The organism is Amycolatopsis methanolica 239, assembly GCF_000739085.1.
GTDB lineage: Bacteria > Actinomycetota > Actinomycetes > Mycobacteriales > Pseudonocardiaceae > Amycolatopsis_E > Amycolatopsis_E methanolica.
This window is the reverse complement of the sequence record NZ_CP009110.1, coordinates 1,514,032-1,532,797: the sequence shown is the minus strand read 5'-3', so window position 1 is coordinate 1,532,797 and position 18,766 is coordinate 1,514,032. Positions and strand designations below refer to the sequence as shown.

At 71.9% G+C, this 18,766-nt stretch carries 17 protein-coding genes and 1 pseudogene; 5 read left to right on the top strand and 13 right to left on the bottom strand.

Annotation, left to right across the window (positions count from 1 at the left end):
• Positions 1-99 precede the first annotated feature (99 nt).
• From AMETH_RS07520 to AMETH_RS07505, 5 genes and pseudogenes are all read right to left on the bottom strand, one after another.
• A pseudogene (locus AMETH_RS07520) lies at positions 100-1,237 on the bottom strand (amidase).
• A 27-nt stretch (positions 1,238-1,264) separates the two neighbouring features.
• Complete coding sequence (locus AMETH_RS07515) at positions 1,265-1,825, bottom strand: GntR family transcriptional regulator (RefSeq protein WP_017987455.1); 561 nt, start codon at positions 1,823-1,825, stop codon at positions 1,265-1,267.
• Positions 1,822-2,004, bottom strand: a complete 183-nt coding sequence (locus AMETH_RS39045) for a GntR family transcriptional regulator (RefSeq protein WP_081617682.1) — start codon at positions 2,002-2,004, stop codon at positions 1,822-1,824. Before AMETH_RS39045 ends, AMETH_RS07515 begins: the two co-directional genes overlap by 4 nt.
• A gap of 68 nt (positions 2,005-2,072) precedes the next feature.
• On the bottom strand, positions 2,073-2,675 hold the full coding sequence (locus AMETH_RS07510; protein ID WP_017987453.1) for a cysteine hydrolase family protein: 603 nt from the start codon (positions 2,673-2,675) through the stop codon (positions 2,073-2,075).
• Positions 2,675-4,174, bottom strand: a complete 1,500-nt coding sequence (locus tag AMETH_RS07505) for a purine-cytosine permease family protein (RefSeq protein WP_223843078.1) — start codon at positions 4,172-4,174, stop codon at positions 2,675-2,677. The genes AMETH_RS07510 and AMETH_RS07505 overlap by 1 nt, the downstream gene beginning before the upstream one ends.
• 237 nt (positions 4,175-4,411) lie before the next feature.
• Between AMETH_RS07505 and ilvD the strand changes: the two genes are divergently transcribed.
• Positions 4,412-6,256 carry a dihydroxy-acid dehydratase gene (gene ilvD / locus AMETH_RS07500; protein WP_017987451.1) on the top strand — a complete coding sequence of 615 codons (1,845 nt, stop codon included), beginning with the start codon at positions 4,412-4,414 and terminating at the stop codon, positions 6,254-6,256.
• Positions 6,257-6,310: 54 nt separating this feature from the next.
• On the opposite strand, the gene AMETH_RS07495 is transcribed toward ilvD, so the two are convergent.
• From AMETH_RS07495 to AMETH_RS07485, 3 genes are all read right to left on the bottom strand, one after another.
• Positions 6,311-6,931 (bottom strand): DoxX family protein, encoded by a 621-nt coding sequence (locus AMETH_RS07495; protein ID WP_017987450.1) that lies wholly within the window; start codon positions 6,929-6,931, stop codon positions 6,311-6,313.
• A gap of 61 nt (positions 6,932-6,992) precedes the next feature.
• The gene (locus AMETH_RS07490) at positions 6,993-8,069 is read right to left on the bottom strand and encodes a serine hydrolase domain-containing protein (protein ID WP_017987449.1); all 1,077 of its coding nucleotides are present in this window, start codon (positions 8,067-8,069) and stop codon (positions 6,993-6,995) included.
• Positions 8,070-8,212: 143 nt separating this feature from the next.
• On the bottom strand, positions 8,213-9,127 hold the full coding sequence (locus AMETH_RS07485) for a 2-hydroxyacid dehydrogenase (protein ID WP_038532819.1): 915 nt from the start codon (positions 9,125-9,127) through the stop codon (positions 8,213-8,215).
• Between the two features lie 52 nt (positions 9,128-9,179).
• Between AMETH_RS07485 and AMETH_RS07480 the strand changes: the two genes are divergently transcribed.
• A complete protein-coding gene (locus tag AMETH_RS07480; protein WP_017987447.1) occupies positions 9,180-10,370 on the top strand; it encodes a PQQ-dependent sugar dehydrogenase in 1,191 nt (396 codons plus the stop codon).
• A gap of 144 nt (positions 10,371-10,514) precedes the next feature.
• Here the strand turns inward: AMETH_RS07480 and AMETH_RS07475 are convergent, their stop codons facing one another.
• The 4 genes from AMETH_RS07475 to gatC are packed head-to-tail and all read right to left on the bottom strand — an operon-like array spanning position 10,515 to position 14,339.
• Complete coding sequence (locus AMETH_RS07475; RefSeq protein WP_017987446.1) at positions 10,515-11,033, bottom strand: hypothetical protein; 519 nt, start codon at positions 11,031-11,033, stop codon at positions 10,515-10,517.
• 2 nt (positions 11,034-11,035) lie between these two features.
• The gene (gene gatB / locus AMETH_RS07470) at positions 11,036-12,541 is read right to left on the bottom strand and encodes an Asp-tRNA(Asn)/Glu-tRNA(Gln) amidotransferase subunit GatB (protein WP_017987445.1); all 1,506 of its coding nucleotides are present in this window, start codon (positions 12,539-12,541) and stop codon (positions 11,036-11,038) included.
• Positions 12,538-14,043 carry an Asp-tRNA(Asn)/Glu-tRNA(Gln) amidotransferase subunit GatA gene (gatA, locus tag AMETH_RS07465; RefSeq protein WP_017987444.1) on the bottom strand — a complete coding sequence of 502 codons (1,506 nt, stop codon included), beginning with the start codon at positions 14,041-14,043 and terminating at the stop codon, positions 12,538-12,540. The genes gatB and gatA overlap by 4 nt, the downstream gene beginning before the upstream one ends.
• Positions 14,040-14,339 carry an Asp-tRNA(Asn)/Glu-tRNA(Gln) amidotransferase subunit GatC gene (gatC, locus tag AMETH_RS07460; RefSeq protein ID WP_017987443.1) on the bottom strand — a complete coding sequence of 100 codons (300 nt, stop codon included), beginning with the start codon at positions 14,337-14,339 and terminating at the stop codon, positions 14,040-14,042. The genes gatA and gatC overlap by 4 nt, the downstream gene beginning before the upstream one ends.
• A 215-nt stretch (positions 14,340-14,554) precedes the next feature.
• On the opposite strand from gatC, the gene AMETH_RS07455 reads away from it, so the two are divergent.
• Positions 14,555-15,208, top strand: coding sequence for an ACT domain-containing protein (locus AMETH_RS07455; RefSeq protein ID WP_017987442.1), 654 nt, complete (start codon positions 14,555-14,557; stop codon positions 15,206-15,208).
• On the opposite strand, the gene AMETH_RS07450 is transcribed toward AMETH_RS07455, so the two are convergent.
• Positions 15,209-17,224 (bottom strand): MMPL family transporter, encoded by a 2,016-nt coding sequence (locus AMETH_RS07450; protein WP_017987441.1) that lies wholly within the window; start codon positions 17,222-17,224, stop codon positions 15,209-15,211. It lies immediately after the preceding gene.
• 118 nt (positions 17,225-17,342) lie between these two features.
• Here AMETH_RS07450 and AMETH_RS07445 point away from each other — a divergent pair, with 118 nt between their 5' ends.
• A complete protein-coding gene (locus AMETH_RS07445; RefSeq protein ID WP_017987440.1) occupies positions 17,343-17,753 on the top strand; it encodes a MarR family winged helix-turn-helix transcriptional regulator in 411 nt (136 codons plus the stop codon).
• A 32-nt stretch (positions 17,754-17,785) separates the two neighbouring features.
• Entirely contained in the window at positions 17,786-18,709 is a 924-nt protein-coding gene (locus tag AMETH_RS07440; protein ID WP_017987439.1) for an NAD(P)-dependent oxidoreductase, read from the top strand.
• The last annotated feature ends 57 nt before the right edge of the window (positions 18,710-18,766 follow it).

The following is an 18,766-nucleotide window of genomic DNA, read 5'->3' as shown; positions in this document are numbered from 1 at the left end:
AAGCGCAGCGCCGGGTCGGTGTGTACCGGGCTTCCGGCACGTCGTAGAGGGCGTCGAGCCGGCCGCGCACCATCGTCAGGTCGTCCATCGTCTCTCCTTTCAGGCGGCGGCCACGCCAGCCGGCCGCGGCACCCGCAGGCGCCAGTCGGTGCTCTGCTGGAACGCGTCGCCCGCGCGCAGGATCGCCGCTTCGCCGAAGGCCGGGCCGGCCAGCTGCAGGGACAACGGCATCCCGTCCGCGGTGAAACCCATCGGCACGGCCAGAACCGGGTTGCCGACGCTGTCCCAGTACGGCGTGAAGATCAGCGAGAACAGCTCGCTCACGTCGACTCCCCCGCCGGGTGTGGTGATGCTGTCGAAGGTCGGCGCGCCGACCGCGGCCGTCGGCGCGGCGATCACGTCGACCGTCTCGAACAACCGGGCCAGCGCGTCCTGCACGACCCGGCGCACCCGCTGGGCCTGCACGTAGTCCGCGCCGGACGCCATCGCCCCGGTCACCAACATCGCGCGCGTGGCCGCGTAGTAGTCGCCCCAACGGCCGGCTAGGTCATCGCGGTGGTAGGCCAGCGCCTCGCAGCCCATGGTCACCATGTCCGCGGTGATCATCTCGTGCCAGTACGGCAGCGTGACCTCCACGACCGTCGCGCCCTGCTCGGCGAGCACCGCGACGGCCGCGTCGAACGCGCCGGCCAGCGCCGGATCCGCGTGGTCCGGGAAGTGCCCTTCGCGCACCACCCCGATGCGCAGGCCGGACAGGTCGCCGTCGAAGGCGGGGCGCGCTGAACGGCGCGTCCACGCAGTCCGGGTCGCTGGTGTCCAGGCCGGCCAGCACTTCCAGCACCGCGGCGCAGTCCCGCGCCGAGCGCGCCAGCGGTCCGATGTGGTCGAGGCTGTAGCCCAGCGGCACACACCCGGACTTCGGCACCCGGCCGAACGTCGGCATCCGGCCGCTGACCCCGCAGAACGCCGCCGGGATGCAGATGCTGCCCGCGGTGTCGGTGCCCAGCCCGGCCAGGAACATCCCGGCCGCGACCCCGCTGCCGGTGCCGGAGCTGGACCCGCCGGGCCAGGTGTCCGGGTTCCACGGGTTGCGCGGCATGGGGAACGGCTTGGTGTCGTCCGGCATCCCGCAGGCGAACTCCATCGTCGAGGTCTTGCCCGTGATGACCGCGCCCGCGGCCTTGAGCCGGGCGACGACGGGCGCGTCCCGGCCCGCGCCCCACGCCGGGTCGAGCACCAGGCTCTGCGTCGGTGACGGTGTGGATCATGCTTCCCTCCCGGGGACTCGGGTGCCGCGCGAGACGAACCGGAACCGGTCGGCGCGGGTGTGGATGAAGGCCAGGTCGAACAGGCGCCCGGCGGGGTCGGCGATGGTCTGCTCGGTGACCAGAACGGGCGCGCCGGGCGCGATGCCGAGCACGGCGGCGACGAGCGGGTCGGCGGGCTCGGCGCCGATGATGAACTCGGACTGTCCGGACTCGACGCCGGCGTCGGCCATGAGCGCGTACCAGTCGGTGACGAACGGACAGTCCCGCAACCGCGCGGCCTCCGGGAAGAGGGCGTAGTTGGTGGCGAGCCAGACCGGCTCCTCCTGGTGCAGCGCGACGTACTCCAGGCGCAGGCACGGGGTTCCGGCAGGCACGCCGAGCCGGTCGGCGACCACGGCGGGCGCGGCGATCTCGGAGCGGTCGAGCAGCCGGGGCCGGGTGCGGCGGTTGAGCAGGCTGTGCTGGTCCGGGCGGATCACGCCGTGGGCTTCGACGAGCCGTGCGTCGGCCGGCCGGACGACCGCGTTCGTGCCGATGCCCTGGACGCGCTCGATCACCCCTTCGCGCGGAGCAGGGAGAGCGCTTCCCGGACGGTGGCGCGGGACGCGCGGTGCGCCGCCATCAGCTCGGCCTCGCCAGGCAGCTGCCCGTCGCCGTAGCGGCCGCCCTGGACGGCCGCGCGGAGCATGTCCCGCAACCGGCGCACCTCGTGACCCCGCTGTGCAGCACTCCTCATTCCCGGGGACGCTAAGGAGCGTCGTTTGCCGCTCGGTCTCCACGGAATCACCGCCGTGTTACCGCTGCTCACGCGGCCTCCGGGAGAGCACCGAAGGTGAAGCCGCCGCCGATCGAGGCGATCGCGGCGAACCCGATGTCGCGCATGATCTCGACGCCGATCTCGTGCTGCCGCCGGGTCATCGCCGCGCAGCAGTCCTCGAGCAGCGTGACGCGGTAGTCCCGCATGAAGGCCGCGCGCACGGTGGACTCGACGCAGACGTTGGTCACCACGCCGCAGACCACCAGTCCGGTCACGCCGAGCCCCTGCAGCAGCGGATCCAGCGAGGTCCACAGGAACGCGTCGAACCGGGCCTTGTCGACCACCAGGTCCGCGGCCGTGCAGCCGAGCTCGTCGACCACGTCGGCGGCCCGGGTGCCCAGTTCCAGGCCGTGCAGCTCGGCCAGCCCGCCGGACAGCTCGGCCAGCCGGGGACCCTCGTCCACGCGGCCGGGCCGGTAGACGTGCCGGGTGAAGACCACCGGCACGCCCGCTTCCCTGGCCCGAGCCACCGCGACCGCGGTGTTCGCCACCGCCGCCGCGCCGTCCAGTGCCCGGCCCAGCCGCGGCAGCGAGCCGTCCGGGTGGCAGAACCCGTTCTGCACGTCCACCACCAGCAGTGCGGTGCTCATCAGGCGACCTCCAGTTCCTTGTCGGGGGCGAACTTCGGCATGCCGAGCGGCACGGAACCCTTGGGCGGCCGCCACGCGCTGGGTTTGCAGGTGTCCCGGCAGGCGGCCTCGGTCGAGCGGCACAGGGAGCAGATCGTGCCGCCGTGGAAGGGACAGCTCGCCATGTCGTCGCGGTCGTAGTTCCCCGCGCACACCGAGCACGGCAGCTCGTCTGCGGCGGGCAGCACCGCCTCGCGGGCGACGTACCAGCGTCCGCGGGTGGCGGCGGCCACGATCGGCGGCAGCACCACCGCGACGCCCAGCGCGATGAACGGCGACAACGCGGCCGCGCCCGCGCCGAACGCGCCGTAGTAGGCGACCATCGACACGGCGCCGGCGACGATCATCGACCCGCCCCCGACGGGGTTCACGTTGTAGAGGTGCGCGCGGTTGAACACCAGCTGCGGCGGGGCCAGCTTCAGCCACTTCTTGTTGATCACCAGGTCGGACACCATCGCCGCGATCCACGCGACACCGACGTTCGAGTACCAGGCGAGCACCTCGACGATGTGGCTGAAGATGTCGATCTCCATCAGCACCAGGGACAGCCCGACCTGCAGGAACACCCACACGGCGCGCCCGGGGTGGCGGTGCAGCAGCCGGGAGAAGAAGTTCGACCAGGACAGCGACCCCGAGTAGGTGTTCATGATGTTGATCTTGATCTGGGACAGCAGCACCAGGACCCCGGCGAGGACCAGCGCGACGGTGTGGTTCCCGGTCAGCCGCTCGTAGACGGCCGTGAACAGGTCCACCGGCACCCCGACGTGATCGGCGCCGATCTTCGTCGAGGCGTACCCGACCAGCAGCGTCGAGGCGAAGAAGATGCCCACCGCGAACAACGCGAAGCCGGGCCCGCCCGTGATCACCGCGAGCCGCCACCGCCCCCGCCTGCCTGGTTCGGGGTCGGGCATCAGCCGCAGGTAGTCGCCCTGCTCCCCCACTTGGGTGGCCAGCGACAGCTGCGCGGCGGCGATCGTGAACACCGCGAGCACGGTCATCCCGGCCAGACCGGACGGCGACACGGTCGCCGGGTGGACCATGTTGTGCCCGGCATCCGGCGCGGTCGCCGCGGTGCCCAGCGCCAGCCCGATCAGCGCGATCCACGGCCACGTCCAGGCCTGGACGCCCTCGTAGGCCAGGAAGATCAGCGTGTAGGTGGCGTAGACCAGCGAGGTCAGCGTGGATCCGAGGTAGCCGAAGCCAGAGCCGCGGGTCAGCAGGTCGATGTCCACGTGCCCGCGCGCGATCGCGAACGCGATCACCAGGGTCAGCGGCAGCGTCACGGCCGCGGCGACCAGGAAACCGGTGAGCGCGCTGGCGAAGCCGAACGCGTCGACGAACGCGGCGTCGAGTGCGTAGCCCGCCATCGCGGAGATGCCGACGAGGCAGGACAGGAACACCATCCACGGCGACCACTTCCGGAACGCCGCCGGGGTGTACCGCAGTGAGTAGTCTTCCATTTCCGGGTTGTCAGCGAGGCCCATATCCGATCCCTTCGCTCGGATGCGGCGAAAGCTAGGAATCGCGTATTTCGGCCGCGTATCCGACGGCATTGCGCCCGGTTACGCCGCTTCTCGCTCTCTGGACACCGCACTGACCTGGGGTTTTCCTCACCTGAGGAGGTGATGCGCCGAATTCGGTGTGGGATGGGCCGCCGGTTGATCGGGACGCGCGGGACCCGGCGTAATCTGGCTGGCATGCCTGCTCTGCGCTCCCGAACAACCACCCATGGCCGCAACGCCGCGGGCGCCCGGTCCCTCTGGCGGGCCACCGGGCTGACCGACGGCGACTTCGGCAAGCCGATCGTCGCGATCGCCAACTCCTACACCCAGTTCGTGCCCGGGCACGTGCACCTCAAGGACCTCGGCGACATCGTGGCCGGGGCGATCCGCGAGGCCGGTGGCGTGGCGCGCGAGTTCCACACGATCGCGGTGGACGACGGCATCGCCATGGGGCACAGCGGCATGCTCTACTCGCTGCCCTCGCGCGAGATCATCGCCGACTCGGTCGAGTACATGGTCAACGCGCACCAGGCCGACGCGCTGGTCTGCATCTCCAACTGCGACAAGATCACGCCCGGGATGCTGAACGCCGCGATGCGGCTGAACATCCCGGTGGTGTTCGTCTCCGGCGGCCCGATGGAGGCCGGTAAGGCGGTGGTCGTGGACGGCGTCGCGCACGCGCCGACCGACCTGATCACCAGCATCTCCGCCTCGGCGAACCCCGCTGTCGACGAGGACGGGCTGTCCATTGTGGAGCGGTCCGCGTGCCCGACGTGCGGGTCGTGCTCGGGCATGTTCACCGCGAACTCGATGAACTGCCTCACCGAGGCGCTGGGCCTGTCGCTGCCGGGCAACGGCTCGACGCTGGCCACGCACGCCGCCCGCCGCAAGCTGTTCGAGGACGCCGGCCGCACGGTCATGGAGCTGTGCAAGCGCTGGTACGGCGAGGACGACGACAGCGTGCTGCCGCGCTCGATCGCCAACCGCAAGGCGTTCGAGAACGCGATGGCGCTGGACATGGCGATGGGCGGCTCGACCAACACGGTGCTGCACATCCTGGCCGCGGCGCAGGAGGGCGAGGTCGACTTCACGATCTCCGACATCGACGAGATCGGCCGCCGCGTGCCGTGCCTGTCGAAGGTCGCACCGAACTCCGACTACCACATGGAGGACGTGCACCGGGCCGGCGGCATCCCGGCGATCCTGGGCGAGCTGAACCGGGCCGGGCTGCTCAACACGGACGTGCACGCGGTGCACTCGCCGTCGCTGGAGCAGTGGCTGTCCACGTGGGACATCCGTGGCGGGTCGCCGTCTCCGGAGGCGATCGAGCTGTTCCACGCCGCGCCGGGCGGGGTCCGCACCACGGAGGCGTTCTCGACGTCGAACCGGTGGACCGAGCTGGACACGGACGCGGCCAACGGCTGCATCCGCGACATCGAGCACGCCTACACCAAGGACGGCGGGCTCGCGGTGCTGCGCGGCAACCTGGCCGAGAACGGCGCGGTGATCAAGTCCGCGGGCATCGACGAGGAGCTCTGGCGGTTCCAGGGCCCGGCGCGCGTGGTCGAGAGCCAGGAGGAGGCCGTCTCGGTCATCCTGAGCAAGAAGATCCAGCCGGGTGAGGTGCTCGTGGTCCGCTACGAGGGTCCGGCAGGCGGCCCGGGCATGCAGGAGATGCTGCACCCGACGGCGTTCCTCAAGGGCGCCGGGCTGGGCAAAAAGTGCGCGTTGATCACCGACGGCCGGTTCTCCGGCGGCTCGTCCGGGATCTCGGTCGGGCACATCTCGCCGGAGGCCGCGTCGGGCGGCACGATCGGCTTGGTCCAGGACGGCGACCAGATCCTGATCGACGTGCACGAGCGGAAGCTGGAGCTGCTGGTGGACGCCGACGTGCTGGCCGAGCGCCGGGCGAAGATGGAGGCCTCGGAGCGGCCGTGGCAGCCGGTGGAGCGCCAGCGGCCGGTGACCGCGGCCCTGCGCGCCTACGCGCGGATGGCGACCTCCGCCGACACCGGCGCGGTGCGCGACCCAAACAAGTAGGCCTGACAAGAAACAGGGCCCCGGCTGCGAGCAACCGGGGCCCTTTTCCGTTGTTCAGCGCGCCAGCACGATGACCACGACGGCCGCCGCGGCGGCGATCAGCAGGAAGAACAACCCGAACGGCACCGGGCGGCGCCGCCACGGGGTGTTGACGTCCAGCGCGATCCGCCCGGAGCCGGTGAACAGCAGCGCGAACGCAACGGTCGCCAGCAGCAGCTCGAACTCGAACCCGTTCGGTTCGAAGAACCCGCTGCTCCACTGGACGTAGATCATGTTCACGGTGACGCCGAGGATCGCGGCGGCGCCGATCTGGGTGAACAGGCCCAGTACGACGAGCACCGCGCCGATCAGTTCGCTCAACCCGGTGATCCACGCGAGCAGCGTCGGCTGGGCCGTGTAGCCCATCGCCTCCAGCATCCGCGCCGTGCCGTCGATGCCGGGGCCGCCGAACAGCCCGAACACCTTCTGCAACCCGTGCGCGCCGAGGATTACCCCGAGCGCCAGCCGCAGCGCGAGCAGACCGAAGTCGATCCCGCCGTGGTAGCGGTTCGCCGGCGGCGACGGCCGGTCCTCGACGTCGGAGAGCATGCTGGTGCTGCTGCTCTCGGTGGGTTGGTAGTACGCGGATTCCGTGAACAGGTTCTGGGTCTTCGACTCGTCCTGAGGGCTGGTCACCCGCGCAGGTTAGGCCATCCGTGTCGGAAGCGCGACAGTTTCCGGGACATCGAGCGAGTGCTCAGCTGCCGAACACCGACATGATGAGCGCGCCCAGCGCCGCGGGGAACACCTGTGCCGGGTCGGCCTCGCCGGTGGTCAGTGTCGCCGTCAGGGTCCGGCTGCCGTCCGGCGTGCTGATCATCAGGGCGCCGTAGCCGCCGGGGGCGCCGCCGTTGTGGTGCACGATCGTGCCCGCCGGGCCGAGGTTCTGCACCCACAGGCCCAGACCGAGGTTGAGCTCGCCGTGCGGAGTGAGCATCTCGGCCAGCAACGGGGCAGGCAGGAGCCGGCCGCCGAGCAACGCGGAGATGAAGGTGTTCAGGTCCTCCGCGGTCGAGATCAGGTCACCGGCGCCGGCCAGCAGGGACGGGTTCTGGCGGCTGACGTCGACGACGTGCCACTCGCCGCCGTCCTCGTAGCGGTAGTAGCCGTGGGCATGCGGCCCGGGGAGGTCCGGCGAGGTCGCCGACACGACGGTGTCCGCCAGCCCGAGTGGGTCGAGGATGCGCCGCTGGGCCTCCTCGGCGTAGGTGTTGCCGGTGACCGCCTCGATCAGCAGCAGGGCGACGGTGTAGTTCGTGTTGGAGTAGCTCTGGCCGTCGCCCGGCTCGAAACGCCCCGGCCGCGACAGCGCGGACCGCACCAGCTCCTCGGGGCGGTAGGTGTGGAAGCGGTTGTCCACCCACGCCCGGCCCTGCGACGGGAGCCCCATCACGAAGGTGCCGTCGGCGTCGAGCTCGCCGGTGTAGTTGCAGAGGCCGCTGGTGTGCTGCAACAGCATCCGGACGGTGATCCGCTCGTCGAACCCGAACCCGGGCAGGTGACCGGCGACCGGGCCGTCCAGGTCGATCCGGCCCTCGGCGACCAGCTGGAGCACGAGCGTCGCGGTGAAGGTCTTCATGACGCTGCCCGCCCAGCCCTGCGCGCCCGCGGGCGGCTCGGCGGTCCCGCCCAGCTCGCTCACGCCGGCCCGGCCGGTCCAGCGGCCACGGTCGTCGCGGACGCACAACTCGGCGGCGGCGAACCCGGCGTCGACGAGGGCCTGGACGGCCTGCTGCGACTCGGGGCGGTGCGTGGTGGTGGCGGTGTTCTGCATCGTGCGCTCCTGTGTTCGGTCCGGCTTGATGCGACTACGTTCGCCCGCCGGCCTGACACCGCACCGCCTCCGCGCTGACACGGCGCCTGACACGCCCCGGGGCTTGTCAGCCGGGATGCACCCGCCGTGGCAGAGGATCATCCCTAGTACTCCCCGTGCACGAGATTCTGCGGCAGCTCCCCGCCGGCGTAGCGTGCGATCTCCGCCGCGACCACGGCGTACGAACGCCGCTTGCTGCCCGTCACCGAGCCGGCCACGTGCGGTGTCAGCACCACGTTCGGCGCCGTCCACAATGGATGGCCCGCGGGCAGCGGCTCGGGGTCGGTGACGTCCAGCGCGGCCCGCAGGCGGCCGGCGGTCAGCTCGGCGACCAGCGCGTCCGTGTCGACCACCGGTCCGCGCGCGGCGTTGACGAGGATCGCGCCATCGGGCATCGCGGCGAGGAATTTCGCGTCCACCATCCCGCGGGTGCGGGAGGTCAGCGGCACCATCAGCGCGACGACGTCGTGCGCGCCCAGCAGCGCGGGCAGCTCGTCGACCGAGTGCACGCCCTCGCGCGCGCTGACGCCGACCATCGTGACCCGCGCGTCGAAGGCGGCCAGGCGGCGCTTGAGCTGCCGTCCCAGGTCACCGGCCCCGACGACGAGCACCCGCTTGTCCTGCAGCGTGTCGGTGGCGTGCAGGTTCCAGCGGTGCGCGGCCTGGTCGGCGGCGAACCCGGGTAGCTCCCGGTAGATCGACAGCAGCACCGCGACGACCCATTCGGCCGTGCTGCCGCCGTGCGCGCCGCGGCAGGTGGACAGCAGCACACCGTCCGGCACGGAGCCGATCCAGTTCTCCGCGCCCGCCGACAGCAGCTGGATCAGCTTCAGGTTCGGCAGCGCGCCGAGCACCGCGTCGCGTTCCTCGGGCCGGTGCGCGCCGGGGACGAGGACCTCGGCGTCGGCGGCCTCGGGCGGCAGCGGTTCGCGCCAGCTGTAGCGGACGGGCCGCACCCCGGCCAGCTCGCCGAGCGCGTGCAGGCCGTCTTCGTCGGGGACCAGAACCGTGACGGACATGATCGCCACGGTACTTACCCGTCGTTCACCCACCGGCACCTAGGCTGGGAGCGTGCGTGTCGGGAACGGGAAGGCGCCGTGGCTGCTCGTTGCGGCCTGCGGGCTGCTGCTGACCGGCTGCGCCCAGTTCGACGACCGGGCCGCGAACCAGACGTTCGAGCCCGCCCCGGAGCTGACCGCCCCGGCCGGTCCGCAGCCCGAGCTGCCCGAGGTCGACGGCGGTGACGACGAGTCGCGGCCCAGCGCCCCGCAGACGTCGATCCCGCCGCCGCAGGGCTGCACCGACTACGACCAGTCGGTGATCGCGACGTGCCTGGACACGGTGTCCGCGCTCGCCGCGTTGCCGAACAGCGGCTCCGCGCCGAGCGCGCTCGCCGCGGAGCGCAAGACCGGCCGCGTGCTGCAGGTGTCGAGCGGTCAGGCGCCGGCCGAGGTCATCCGCCTGGACGTGCAGGCGACCGGTGACGGCGGCCTGACCGGGCTCGCGCTGTCCCCGACGTTCGCCGAGGACCAGCTGGTGTTCGCCTACGTCACGACGGCCACCGACAACCGGGTGGTCCGTTTTACGCGCGGCCAGCAGCCGAAGGCGCTGCTGACGGGCATCCCGAAGGGCGCGACGGGCAACCGGGGCGCGATCATGGCCGACGGCAAGGGCGCGCTGCTGGTCGCGACGGGCGACGCGGGCAACCCGTCGGCGGCCGCGGACCCGAACTCGCTGGCCGGGAAGGTCCTGCGCATCGACACGGCGGGCAACGCCGCGCAGGGCAACCCGACTCCCGGCTCGCGGGTGTACGCGAGCGGTGTGCACTCCCCCGGCGGGCTCTGCAAGGCGACGGACGGTTCCCGGATGTGGATCACGGACCGGGGCTCGTCGGTGGACGCGCTGTACCCGATCATGCCGGGTGCGTCGCTCGCGGTGCCGACCTGGACGTGGCCGGACAAGCCGGCGCTGGCGGGCTGCGCGGACAGCGGCTCGGCGGTCGTCATCGCCACCTCGGTGGGCGCCAACGTGCAGGAACTGCCCATCACGCTGGACGGTTCGGTGGGCGGCAAGCCGAAGACGCTGATGGACGGCAAGAACGGCACCGCGTACGGCCGCTACGGCGGTCTGGACCAGCTCGACAGCCAGTTCGCGCTCGTGGGCACCGTCAACAAGGACGGCGGCCAGCCGATTTCGAGCGACGACCGGGTCGTGCTGATCTCGCTGCAGGCCACCCCGAGCGGCGGCAGCGGCAAGGACTAGCACCGCAGACCTCACGCGCAGGACCGCAGAACTCACGGCCGGGAACGCAGAACTCGCGGACAGGAACGGGGGACTCGCGGACACACCGGCGAGTTCCACGCTCACGCGCGCGAGTTCCGTGTTCTACCCGGGAACCGCCGAGGCTCAGGACCGGCGACGCAGCGCGCGGACGTCCAGCACGGCCACCACCAGCGAAGCCAGCGCGCCGAGCATCCCCAGGTACCGGCCGATCCCGGCGTACAGCCCGATGCCGCCCTCGTCGAGCAGCCCGCGGGTGTCCTCGTCGAACTGCCAGCCCATCGCGAACCAGCCGAGGACCATCAGCAGCAGCGCCACCCCGGCGAAGATCAGCCACAGGTGCGGCAGCCCGGCGACGCGCACCTTGCGGAACTGTCCGAACGCGACCACCGCGACACCGGCCAGGAGCAGCAGCAACGGCCCGCACCAGGCGAGGAACCCTGTGGTCCAGGCGTCCCGCGCGACGTCCGGCGACGGCAGTTCGCGCAGGGCCTCCTCGACGATCTGGTCCTGCGCGGACAGGTTCGTCCACGGCAGGAACAGGGCGAGCGTGGCCAGCACGCCCGCCCCGAACGCCGTCCACTCGCGCCAGCTGACGCGGGCGAGCGAGAACCGCTCGGGCTCGGCGGACACCTTCGACGGCATCCTCAGGCGCCCACCCGCTCGATGATGAGTTCACGGACGCGCTTGGCGTCGGCCTGCCCCTTGGTCGCCTTCATGACCGCGCCGACGATCGCGCCCGCCGCCTGGACCTTGCCACCGCGGATCTTGTCCGCGATGTCCGGCTGCGCGGCCAGCGCCGCATCGACCGCGGCCAGCAGCGCCGAGTCGTCCGAGACGACCTTCAGGCCCCGCTTCTCCACGACCTCGTCCGGCTCGCCCTCGCCGGCAAGCACGCCCTTGACCACCTCACGCGCGAGCTTGTTGGTCAGCTCGCCGGAGTCGACCAGCGCGGCCACCCTGGCGACCTGCGCCGGGGTGATCGGCAGCGCGCTGATCTCGGTCTCGCGGGCGTTGGCCTCCTGCGCCAGGAAGTTCACCCACCAGCTGCGGGCGTCGTTCGGCTTCGCGCCCTCGGCGACCGTCGCCTCGACCAGCTCCACCGCGCCCGAGTTGAACAGGTCGCGCAGCTCCTCGGCGGACAGGTTCCACTCGGTCTGGATCCGCTTGCGGCGCGCGGCCGGCATCTCCGGCAGCGTCCGGCGCAGCTCCTCGACCCACTCGCGCGACGGCGCGATCGGGACCAGGTCGGGCTCCGGGAAGTACCGGTAGTCCTCAGCGGTCTCCTTGGTGCGGCCCGGCGAGGTGGTGCCGTCGGCCTCCTGGAAGTGCCGGGTCTCCTGGGTGACCGTGCCGCCCGCGACCAGCACCGCGGCCTGACGCGTCATCTCGTACCGCACGGCGCGCTCGACGCTGCGGAAGGAGTTGACGTTCTTGGTCTCGGTGCGGGTGCCGAACTCGGTGGCGCCCTTCGGCATCAGCGATACGTTCGCGTCGCAGCGCAGCGAGCCCTGGTCCATGCGCACGTCGGAGACGTCCAGCGCCAGCAGCAGGTCCCGCAGCGCGGTCACGTAGGCGCGGGCGACCTCGGGGGCCCGCTCGCCCATGCCGACGATCGGCTTGGTGACGATCTCGATGAGCGGCACGCCGGCCCGGTTGTAGTCCAGCAGCGAGTGCTCCGCGCCGTGAATGCGGCCGGTGGCGCCGCCGACGTGCAGCGACTTGCCGGTGTCTTCCTCCATGTGCGCGCGCTCGATCTCCACGCGCACGACCTCGCCGTCGTCCAGCGTCACGTCCAGGTAGCCGTTGAACGCGATCGGCTCGTCGTACTGCGAGGTCTGGAAGTTCTTCGGCATGTCCGGGTAGAAGTAGTTCTTCCGGGCGAACCGGCACCACTCGGCGATCTCGCAGTTCAGCGCGAGGCCGATGCGGATCGCGCCCTCGACGCCCTTGCCGTTGAGCACCGGCAGCGCGCCGGGCAGGCCGAGGCAGGTCGGGCACACGTGGGTGTTGGGCTCGCCGCCGAACTCGTTGGCGCAGCCGCAGAACATCTTCGTCTTGGTGTTCAGCTCGACGTGGACCTCGAGCCCGAGCACCGGGTCGAACCGCTCGACGACCTCGGCGTAGTCCATCACTTCGGCAACGGCGGTCACGCCGAGACTCCCTTCAGCTCCGGAACCCGGTCGATGATCGACCCGCGCGCGACCTCGTAGGCGGCGCCCACCCGGTAGAGCCGGTCGTCGGCCAGCGCCGGGGCCATGATCTGCAGACCCACCGGCAGGCCGTCCTCATCGGACAGTCCACTGGGCACGCTCATGGCGGCGTTGCCCGCCAGGTTGGCCGGGATCGTGCACAGGTCGGCGAGGTACATGGCCATCGGGTCGTCGACCCGCTCGCCGATCTTGAACGCGGTGGTCGGGGTGGTCGGCGAGACCAGCACGTCCACCTTCTCGAACGCGGCCGCGAAGTCGCGGGAGATCAGCGTCCGCACCTTCTGCGCCGAGCCGTAGTAGGCGTCGTAGTAGCCGGAGGACAGCGCGTACGTGCCGAGCATGATGCGGCGCTTGACCTCGGGGCCGAACCCAGCCTCGCGGGTGGCCGACATGACCTCTTCGGCGCTGTGCGAACCGTCGTCGGCGACCCGCAGGCCGTAGCGCATGGCGTCGAACCGGGCCAGGTTCGACGACGCCTCACTCGGCGCGATCAGGTAGTACGCCGGCAGCGCGTAGACGAAGTTCGGGCAGGACACCTCGACGACCTCGGCGCCGAGCGCCTTGAGCTGCTCGACCGCCCCCTCGAAGGAGCGCTGGACGCCGGCCTGGTAGCCCTCGCCGCTGAACTCCTTGACCACGCCGACCTTGACGCCCTTGAGGTCACCGCGCAGGCCCTCGCGGGCGGCGGCGACCACCGGCGGCACCGGCGCGTTGATCGAGGTCGAGTCGAGCGGGTCCCACCCGCCGATTACCTCGTGCAGCAGCGCGGCGTCCAGCACGGTGCGGGCGCACGGCCCGGCCTGGTCGAGCGAGGACGAGAACGCCACCAGCCCGTAGCGGGACACGCCGCCGTACGTCGGCTTCACGCCGACCGTGCCAGTGACCGCGCCCGGCTGGCGGATCGAGCCGCCGGTGTCGGTGCCGATCGCCAGCGGCGCCTCGAAGGCGGCCAGCGACGCGGCCGACCCACCGCCGGAGCCGCCCGGGATGCGGGCGTGGTCCCACGGGTTGTGCGTCGGGCCGAACGCGGAGTTCTCGGTGGAGGAGCCCATCGCGAACTCGTCCATGTTGGTCTTGCCCAGGATCGGCACGCCCGCCTCGCGCAGCTTGCGCGTGACCGTTGAGTCGTACGGCGGGATCCAGTTCTCCAGGGTCTTCGAACCGCAGGTGGTGGGCAGGCCCTGGGTGGTCAGCACGTCCTTGAGGGCGAGCGGGACACCGGCGATCGGCGAGGCCGGGGCCTGGCCGTCGGCCAGTGCGGCGTCGACCTCACGGGCCGCCGCGAGGGCGCCGTCGGCGTCGACGTTGAGGAACGCGTGGACGTGGTCGTCGACCTCGCCGATGCGGTCCAGGTGCGCCTGCGTGACCTCCGCGGCGGACACCTCACGCGCGTGGATCTTCTCGGCCAGCTCGGCGGCCGACAGCCGTGTTAGGTCGGTCACTGTTCCTCCCCCAGGATCCGCGGCACCCGGAAGCGGCCCTCTTCGGCGGCCGGCGCACCGGCCAGCGCCTGCTGCTGGGTGAGCCCGGGCCGGACCACGTCCTCGCGGAAGACGTTCGTGAGCGGCACGGCGTGCGAGGTCGGCGGCACGTCGTCGGCTGCGACTTCGCTGACCTTGGCAACCGCGTCCAGGATCTGGTCGAGCTGACCTGCGAAAACGTTCAGCTCGTCGTCGGTGACCGCGAGCCTGGCGAGCTTGGCCAGGTGCGCGACCTCGTCGCGGGAAATGTTGGGCACGCGGGTGACTCCCGGGGTGTGCGGATCGGCGTTTCGGTAAGTCACAAGTCTATGGCGGCGGGCCTTGCGACCTCGACCGGGTTGTGCACGGCGGGCTCGCAATCCGGTCTCGGTACTCAGACGATGGCTCCCCGTGACGGCCTTCGTCTGTCACAATCAGCGGCCGGTTGCGCTCCCCGGCAAGGCGGGAGCGCCGGACCCGAGAGGGGTTCACGTTGTCCTTCCTGATCCGGGTGCAGCTCCCGGACACGCCAGGAACCCTCGGAGCGGTCGCGACGGCTCTCGGCATGATCGGGGCGGACATCCTCTCGGTGGACGTGGTCGAGCGCGGCGGTGGTGTCGCGATCGACGACATGGTCGTCGAGCTGCCCTCCGGCAGGCTGCCGGACGCCGTGATCACCGCGGCGGAGAGCGTGGAGGGCGTCGAGGTCGACGCGGTGCGGCCGTACGCCGGTGTGCTGGACACCCACCGCGAGCTGGAACTGGTCGAGGAGATCGCCGCGCAGCCGGCGTCCGGGCTGTCGGTGCTGGTCGAGGGTGTGCCGCGGATCATCCGGGCGGGCTGGGCGATCGTGGTGTCGGTCGGCGAGCCGGGCGTGGACCGCCTGGCCTCCTCCAGCGCGGCGCCCGAAGCGCCGATCACCGACTTGCCGTGGCTGCCGCTTGAGCGCGCCACCATCCTCGACTCGGAGGACTCCTGGGTGCCGGACACCTGGCAGGAGCTGGGCACCGAGCTGGCGGCGACGCCGCTGGGCAAGCCGGACAAGGCGCTGCTCGTGGGCCGTCCCGGCGGCCCGATGTTCCGGGCCGCCGAGGTCGCGCGCCTGGCGCACCTGGCGGGGATCGTCGCCGTCGTGCTCGACGGCTGATCACGGCACCTTCGACGGCCACCAGATCCGCCGCCCGACGTCCAGCGTCAGGGCGGGCACCAGCAGCGACCGCACGATCAGGGTGTCGAGCAGGACGCCGAACGCGACGATGAACGCGATCTGGGCCAGGAACAGGATCGGGATGACCGCCAGCGCCGCGAAGGTGGCGGCGAGCACCACCCCGGCCGAGGTGATCACGCCGCCGGTGAGCGTGAGCCCGCGCATCGTGCCCTGGCGGGTGTTCGTCCGGACGGCCTCCTCGCGCACCCGGGTCATCAGGAAGATGTTGTAGTCGATCCCGAGCGCCACCAGGAAGACGAACCCGAACAGCGGCACCGCCGGGTCCGCGCCGGGGAAGTCCAGCAGGTGGTTGAACACCAGCGCCGACACGCCCATCGTGGCGGCGAAGGACAGCACGACGGTCGCGATCAGCAGCAGCGGCGCGAGCAGGGCCCGCAGCAGCAACGCGAGCACCGCGAAGATCACCACGAGGACGATCGGGATGATCACCGCCCGGTCCCGCTCGGAGGTCTTCTGCGTGTCCAGCTGGGTGGCGGTGGTGCCGCCGACGACGGCGTCCGCGCCGGGCACCGCGTGCACGGCCTCCCGGATGCGGCCGACCGTGTCGAGCGCGGCTTCGGAGTCGGCGGCGTCGGTGAGGATCGCGACGACCTGGACACGGCCGTCGACGACGTTGGGGATCGCGGCGACCTGCGCCACCCCGTCCACCCGTGCGGCCCGCGCGACCGCCTCGCCCTGACCCGCGTTGGCGATGATCGTGGTCGGCGAGCCGGACCCGCCGGGGAAGTGCCTGGCCAGCACCTGCTGACCGGCGACCGAGTCGACCGGGGTGAGGAACAGCTCGGACTGCGCGACCCCGCCCGCCCTGAGCTGCGGGACGAACGCGGCGCCGGCCAGGAGCAGGACGGTGGTGCCGATCCAGATCGCACGCGGTTTGGCCGCGACAGCCTTGGCGATCCGCCCCCAGATGCCGCTCGACTCCGGGTGCGGCTCGCCGAGCCTGGGCCGGACCGGCCAGAACGCGGCGCGGCCGAGCAGGGCGAGCGCGGCCGGCAGGAACGTGACGGAGGCGAGGAACGCGGCGGCGATGCCGATCGCGGCGACCGGGCCGAGGCCGCGGTTGGACTGCAGGTCGGAGAACAGCAGGCAGAGCACGCCGAGCACGACGGTCCCGGCCGACGCGGCGATCGGCGGCAGGGTGGCGCGCCAGGCGAGTTCGACCGCTTCGCGCCGGCTCTCGGTGTCGCTCAGCTGTTCGCGGAACCGGGAGACCAGGAGGAGCGCGTAGTCGGTGGCCGCGCCGAAGACGAGGATGAACAGGATGCCCTGGCTCTGGCCGTTGAGGGTGAGGACGTCGTGGTCGGCGAGCAGGTAGACGACCAGGCTGGCCAGCCCGAGCGCGAAGACGGCGGAGAGCAGCACGACGACGGGCAGCAGCGGGCTGCGGTAGACCACGACGAGGATCAGCGCCACGACGAGCCCGGCGACCAGCAGGAGGAGCCCGTCGATGCCGCCGAAGGCGGTGACCAGGTCCGCGATCTGCGCGGCCGGTCCGGCGACGAGGACGGTCAGCCCCGGCGGCGCCTGGCGGAGTTCGGCGCGGATCTGCTCGACGACCTCGCCGGGTTCGCCGCCGACGAGGACGGAGACGGTGAGTTCGAGGGCCTGGCCGTCCTGGGACGGCTGCGGGCTCGCGACCCGCGCGACGCCGGGGATGGCCTGGATGCGGGCCGCCGCCTCGGTCAGGAAGGCGTTGTCCTGGGGCGCGACGCCGCTCCCGCGCTCGGCGACGACGATCGCCGGGAGGGTCTGGTCGGTGCTGAAGGTGCGCTGCTCGTCGAGGGCGCGGGTGGATTCGGCGGACGCCGGGAGGAAGGCGGAGTTGTCGTTGGTGGCGACGTCGCTCAGCTTGCCGGCGTAGGGACCACCGAAGCCGCCCAGCGCCAGCCAGGCGACGACCAGCAGGACGGGGACGAGCCAGCGTGCGGTCCTCATGGGCTAATACAGTCCTAGGGATCGGAGAGTTGTTCAGCAGGCTGAACATTACCGGGAGGCGCGGTTGCCCGCAGAGGAAGGCCCGGCAAATCAGACATCGGTCGAGGCCGCGGAAGGGATGGCGTCCTGGCCCACTGGTCGACTGCTGTCCGCGGCGGCGCGGCTGGTCGAGCAGCGGTGGACGGCGCGACTGGAGACGCTCGGGCTGTCGCACGCCGGGCTGATCGCGTTGCACACGCTGCGCGGCGGGCCGTTGTCGCAGCGCGCGCTGGCCCGCCGGTGCCAGGTGACGGACCAGACGATGAGCCGCACCCTGGACCGGCTGTCCCGGTCCGGCTACGTCACGCGGGTCCCCGATCCGCTCGACGGCCGCCGCTCCCTGGCGCGGCTCACCCCCGCGGGCGAAGAGGCGCTGGCCACCTCGGAGCAGATCGCGCGGGAGGACTCGTCGGTGATCGGCGCACTCGGCGACGACGCGGCCTTCCGGCGGCAGCTGATCGAGCTGATCGGACACCTGACCGGACCATGACAAGTGTCATAGTCGCGCGCTAGTGTGCTGACATGGAGCTGGGTTTCCTGGGGCTGGGCACGATGGGCACGCCGATGGCCCTGAGCCTCGTCCGCGCGGGCGCGCCGCTGGCGGTGTGGAACCGGACCGCCGCGAAGGCCGAGGTGCTGCGCACGGCGGGGGCGGCGGTCGCCGGGAGCGCGGCGGAGGTGTGCCGCCGGGCGGACGTGGTGTTCCTGATGCTCGCCGACGGCCCGGCGGTGGATGCCGCGCTGGGCCGCGGCGGGAGCGCGTTCGCGGCGAACGTCGGCGGGCGGATCGTCGTGCACATGGGGACGACGTCGCCGGAGTACTCGCGCGGGCTGGCGGCCGATGTCGCCGCGGCGGGCGGCCGGTACGTCGAGGCGCCGGTGTCGGGGTCGCGGAAGCCGGCCGAGGCGGGGCAGCTGGTGGCGATGCTGGCTGGCGAGCCGGGGGCGGTGGCCGAGGTGGGGCCGTTGCTGGCGCCGGTGTGCCGTCAGGTGGTGGAGTGCGGGCCGGTGCCGGGCGCGTTGCTGATGAAGCTCGCGGTGAACCTGTACCTGATCACGATGGTGACAGGCCTGGCCGAGGCGACGCACTTCGCGGAGCGGCAGGGCCTGGACCTGGCGAGGTTCGTGGAGGTGCTGGACGCGGGCCCGATGGCGAGTGATGTGTCCCGGGTGAAGGTGGCGAAGCTGGTGGCGCGGGATTTCGGGGTGCAGGCGGCGATCGCGGACGTGCTGAAGAACAACCAGCTGGTCGCGGAGGCTGCGCGCGGGGCGGGGCTGGCGTCCCCGCTGCTGGACGTGTGCCACGAGCTGTACGGGGAGACGCTGCGGTTGGGCCACGCGGCGGAGGACATGGCGGCGGTGGTGCACGCGATCGAGGAGCGGACCGCCGCGCTTGCTGCTGCAGATGCGGCCCCGGCCCGGACGCGGCTCCCGAGCCGGGTGTAGAGGCAATGCCGCACGGCTGGGCTCACCCGCCCGTGGGGCAATGCGGCGCCACACGCT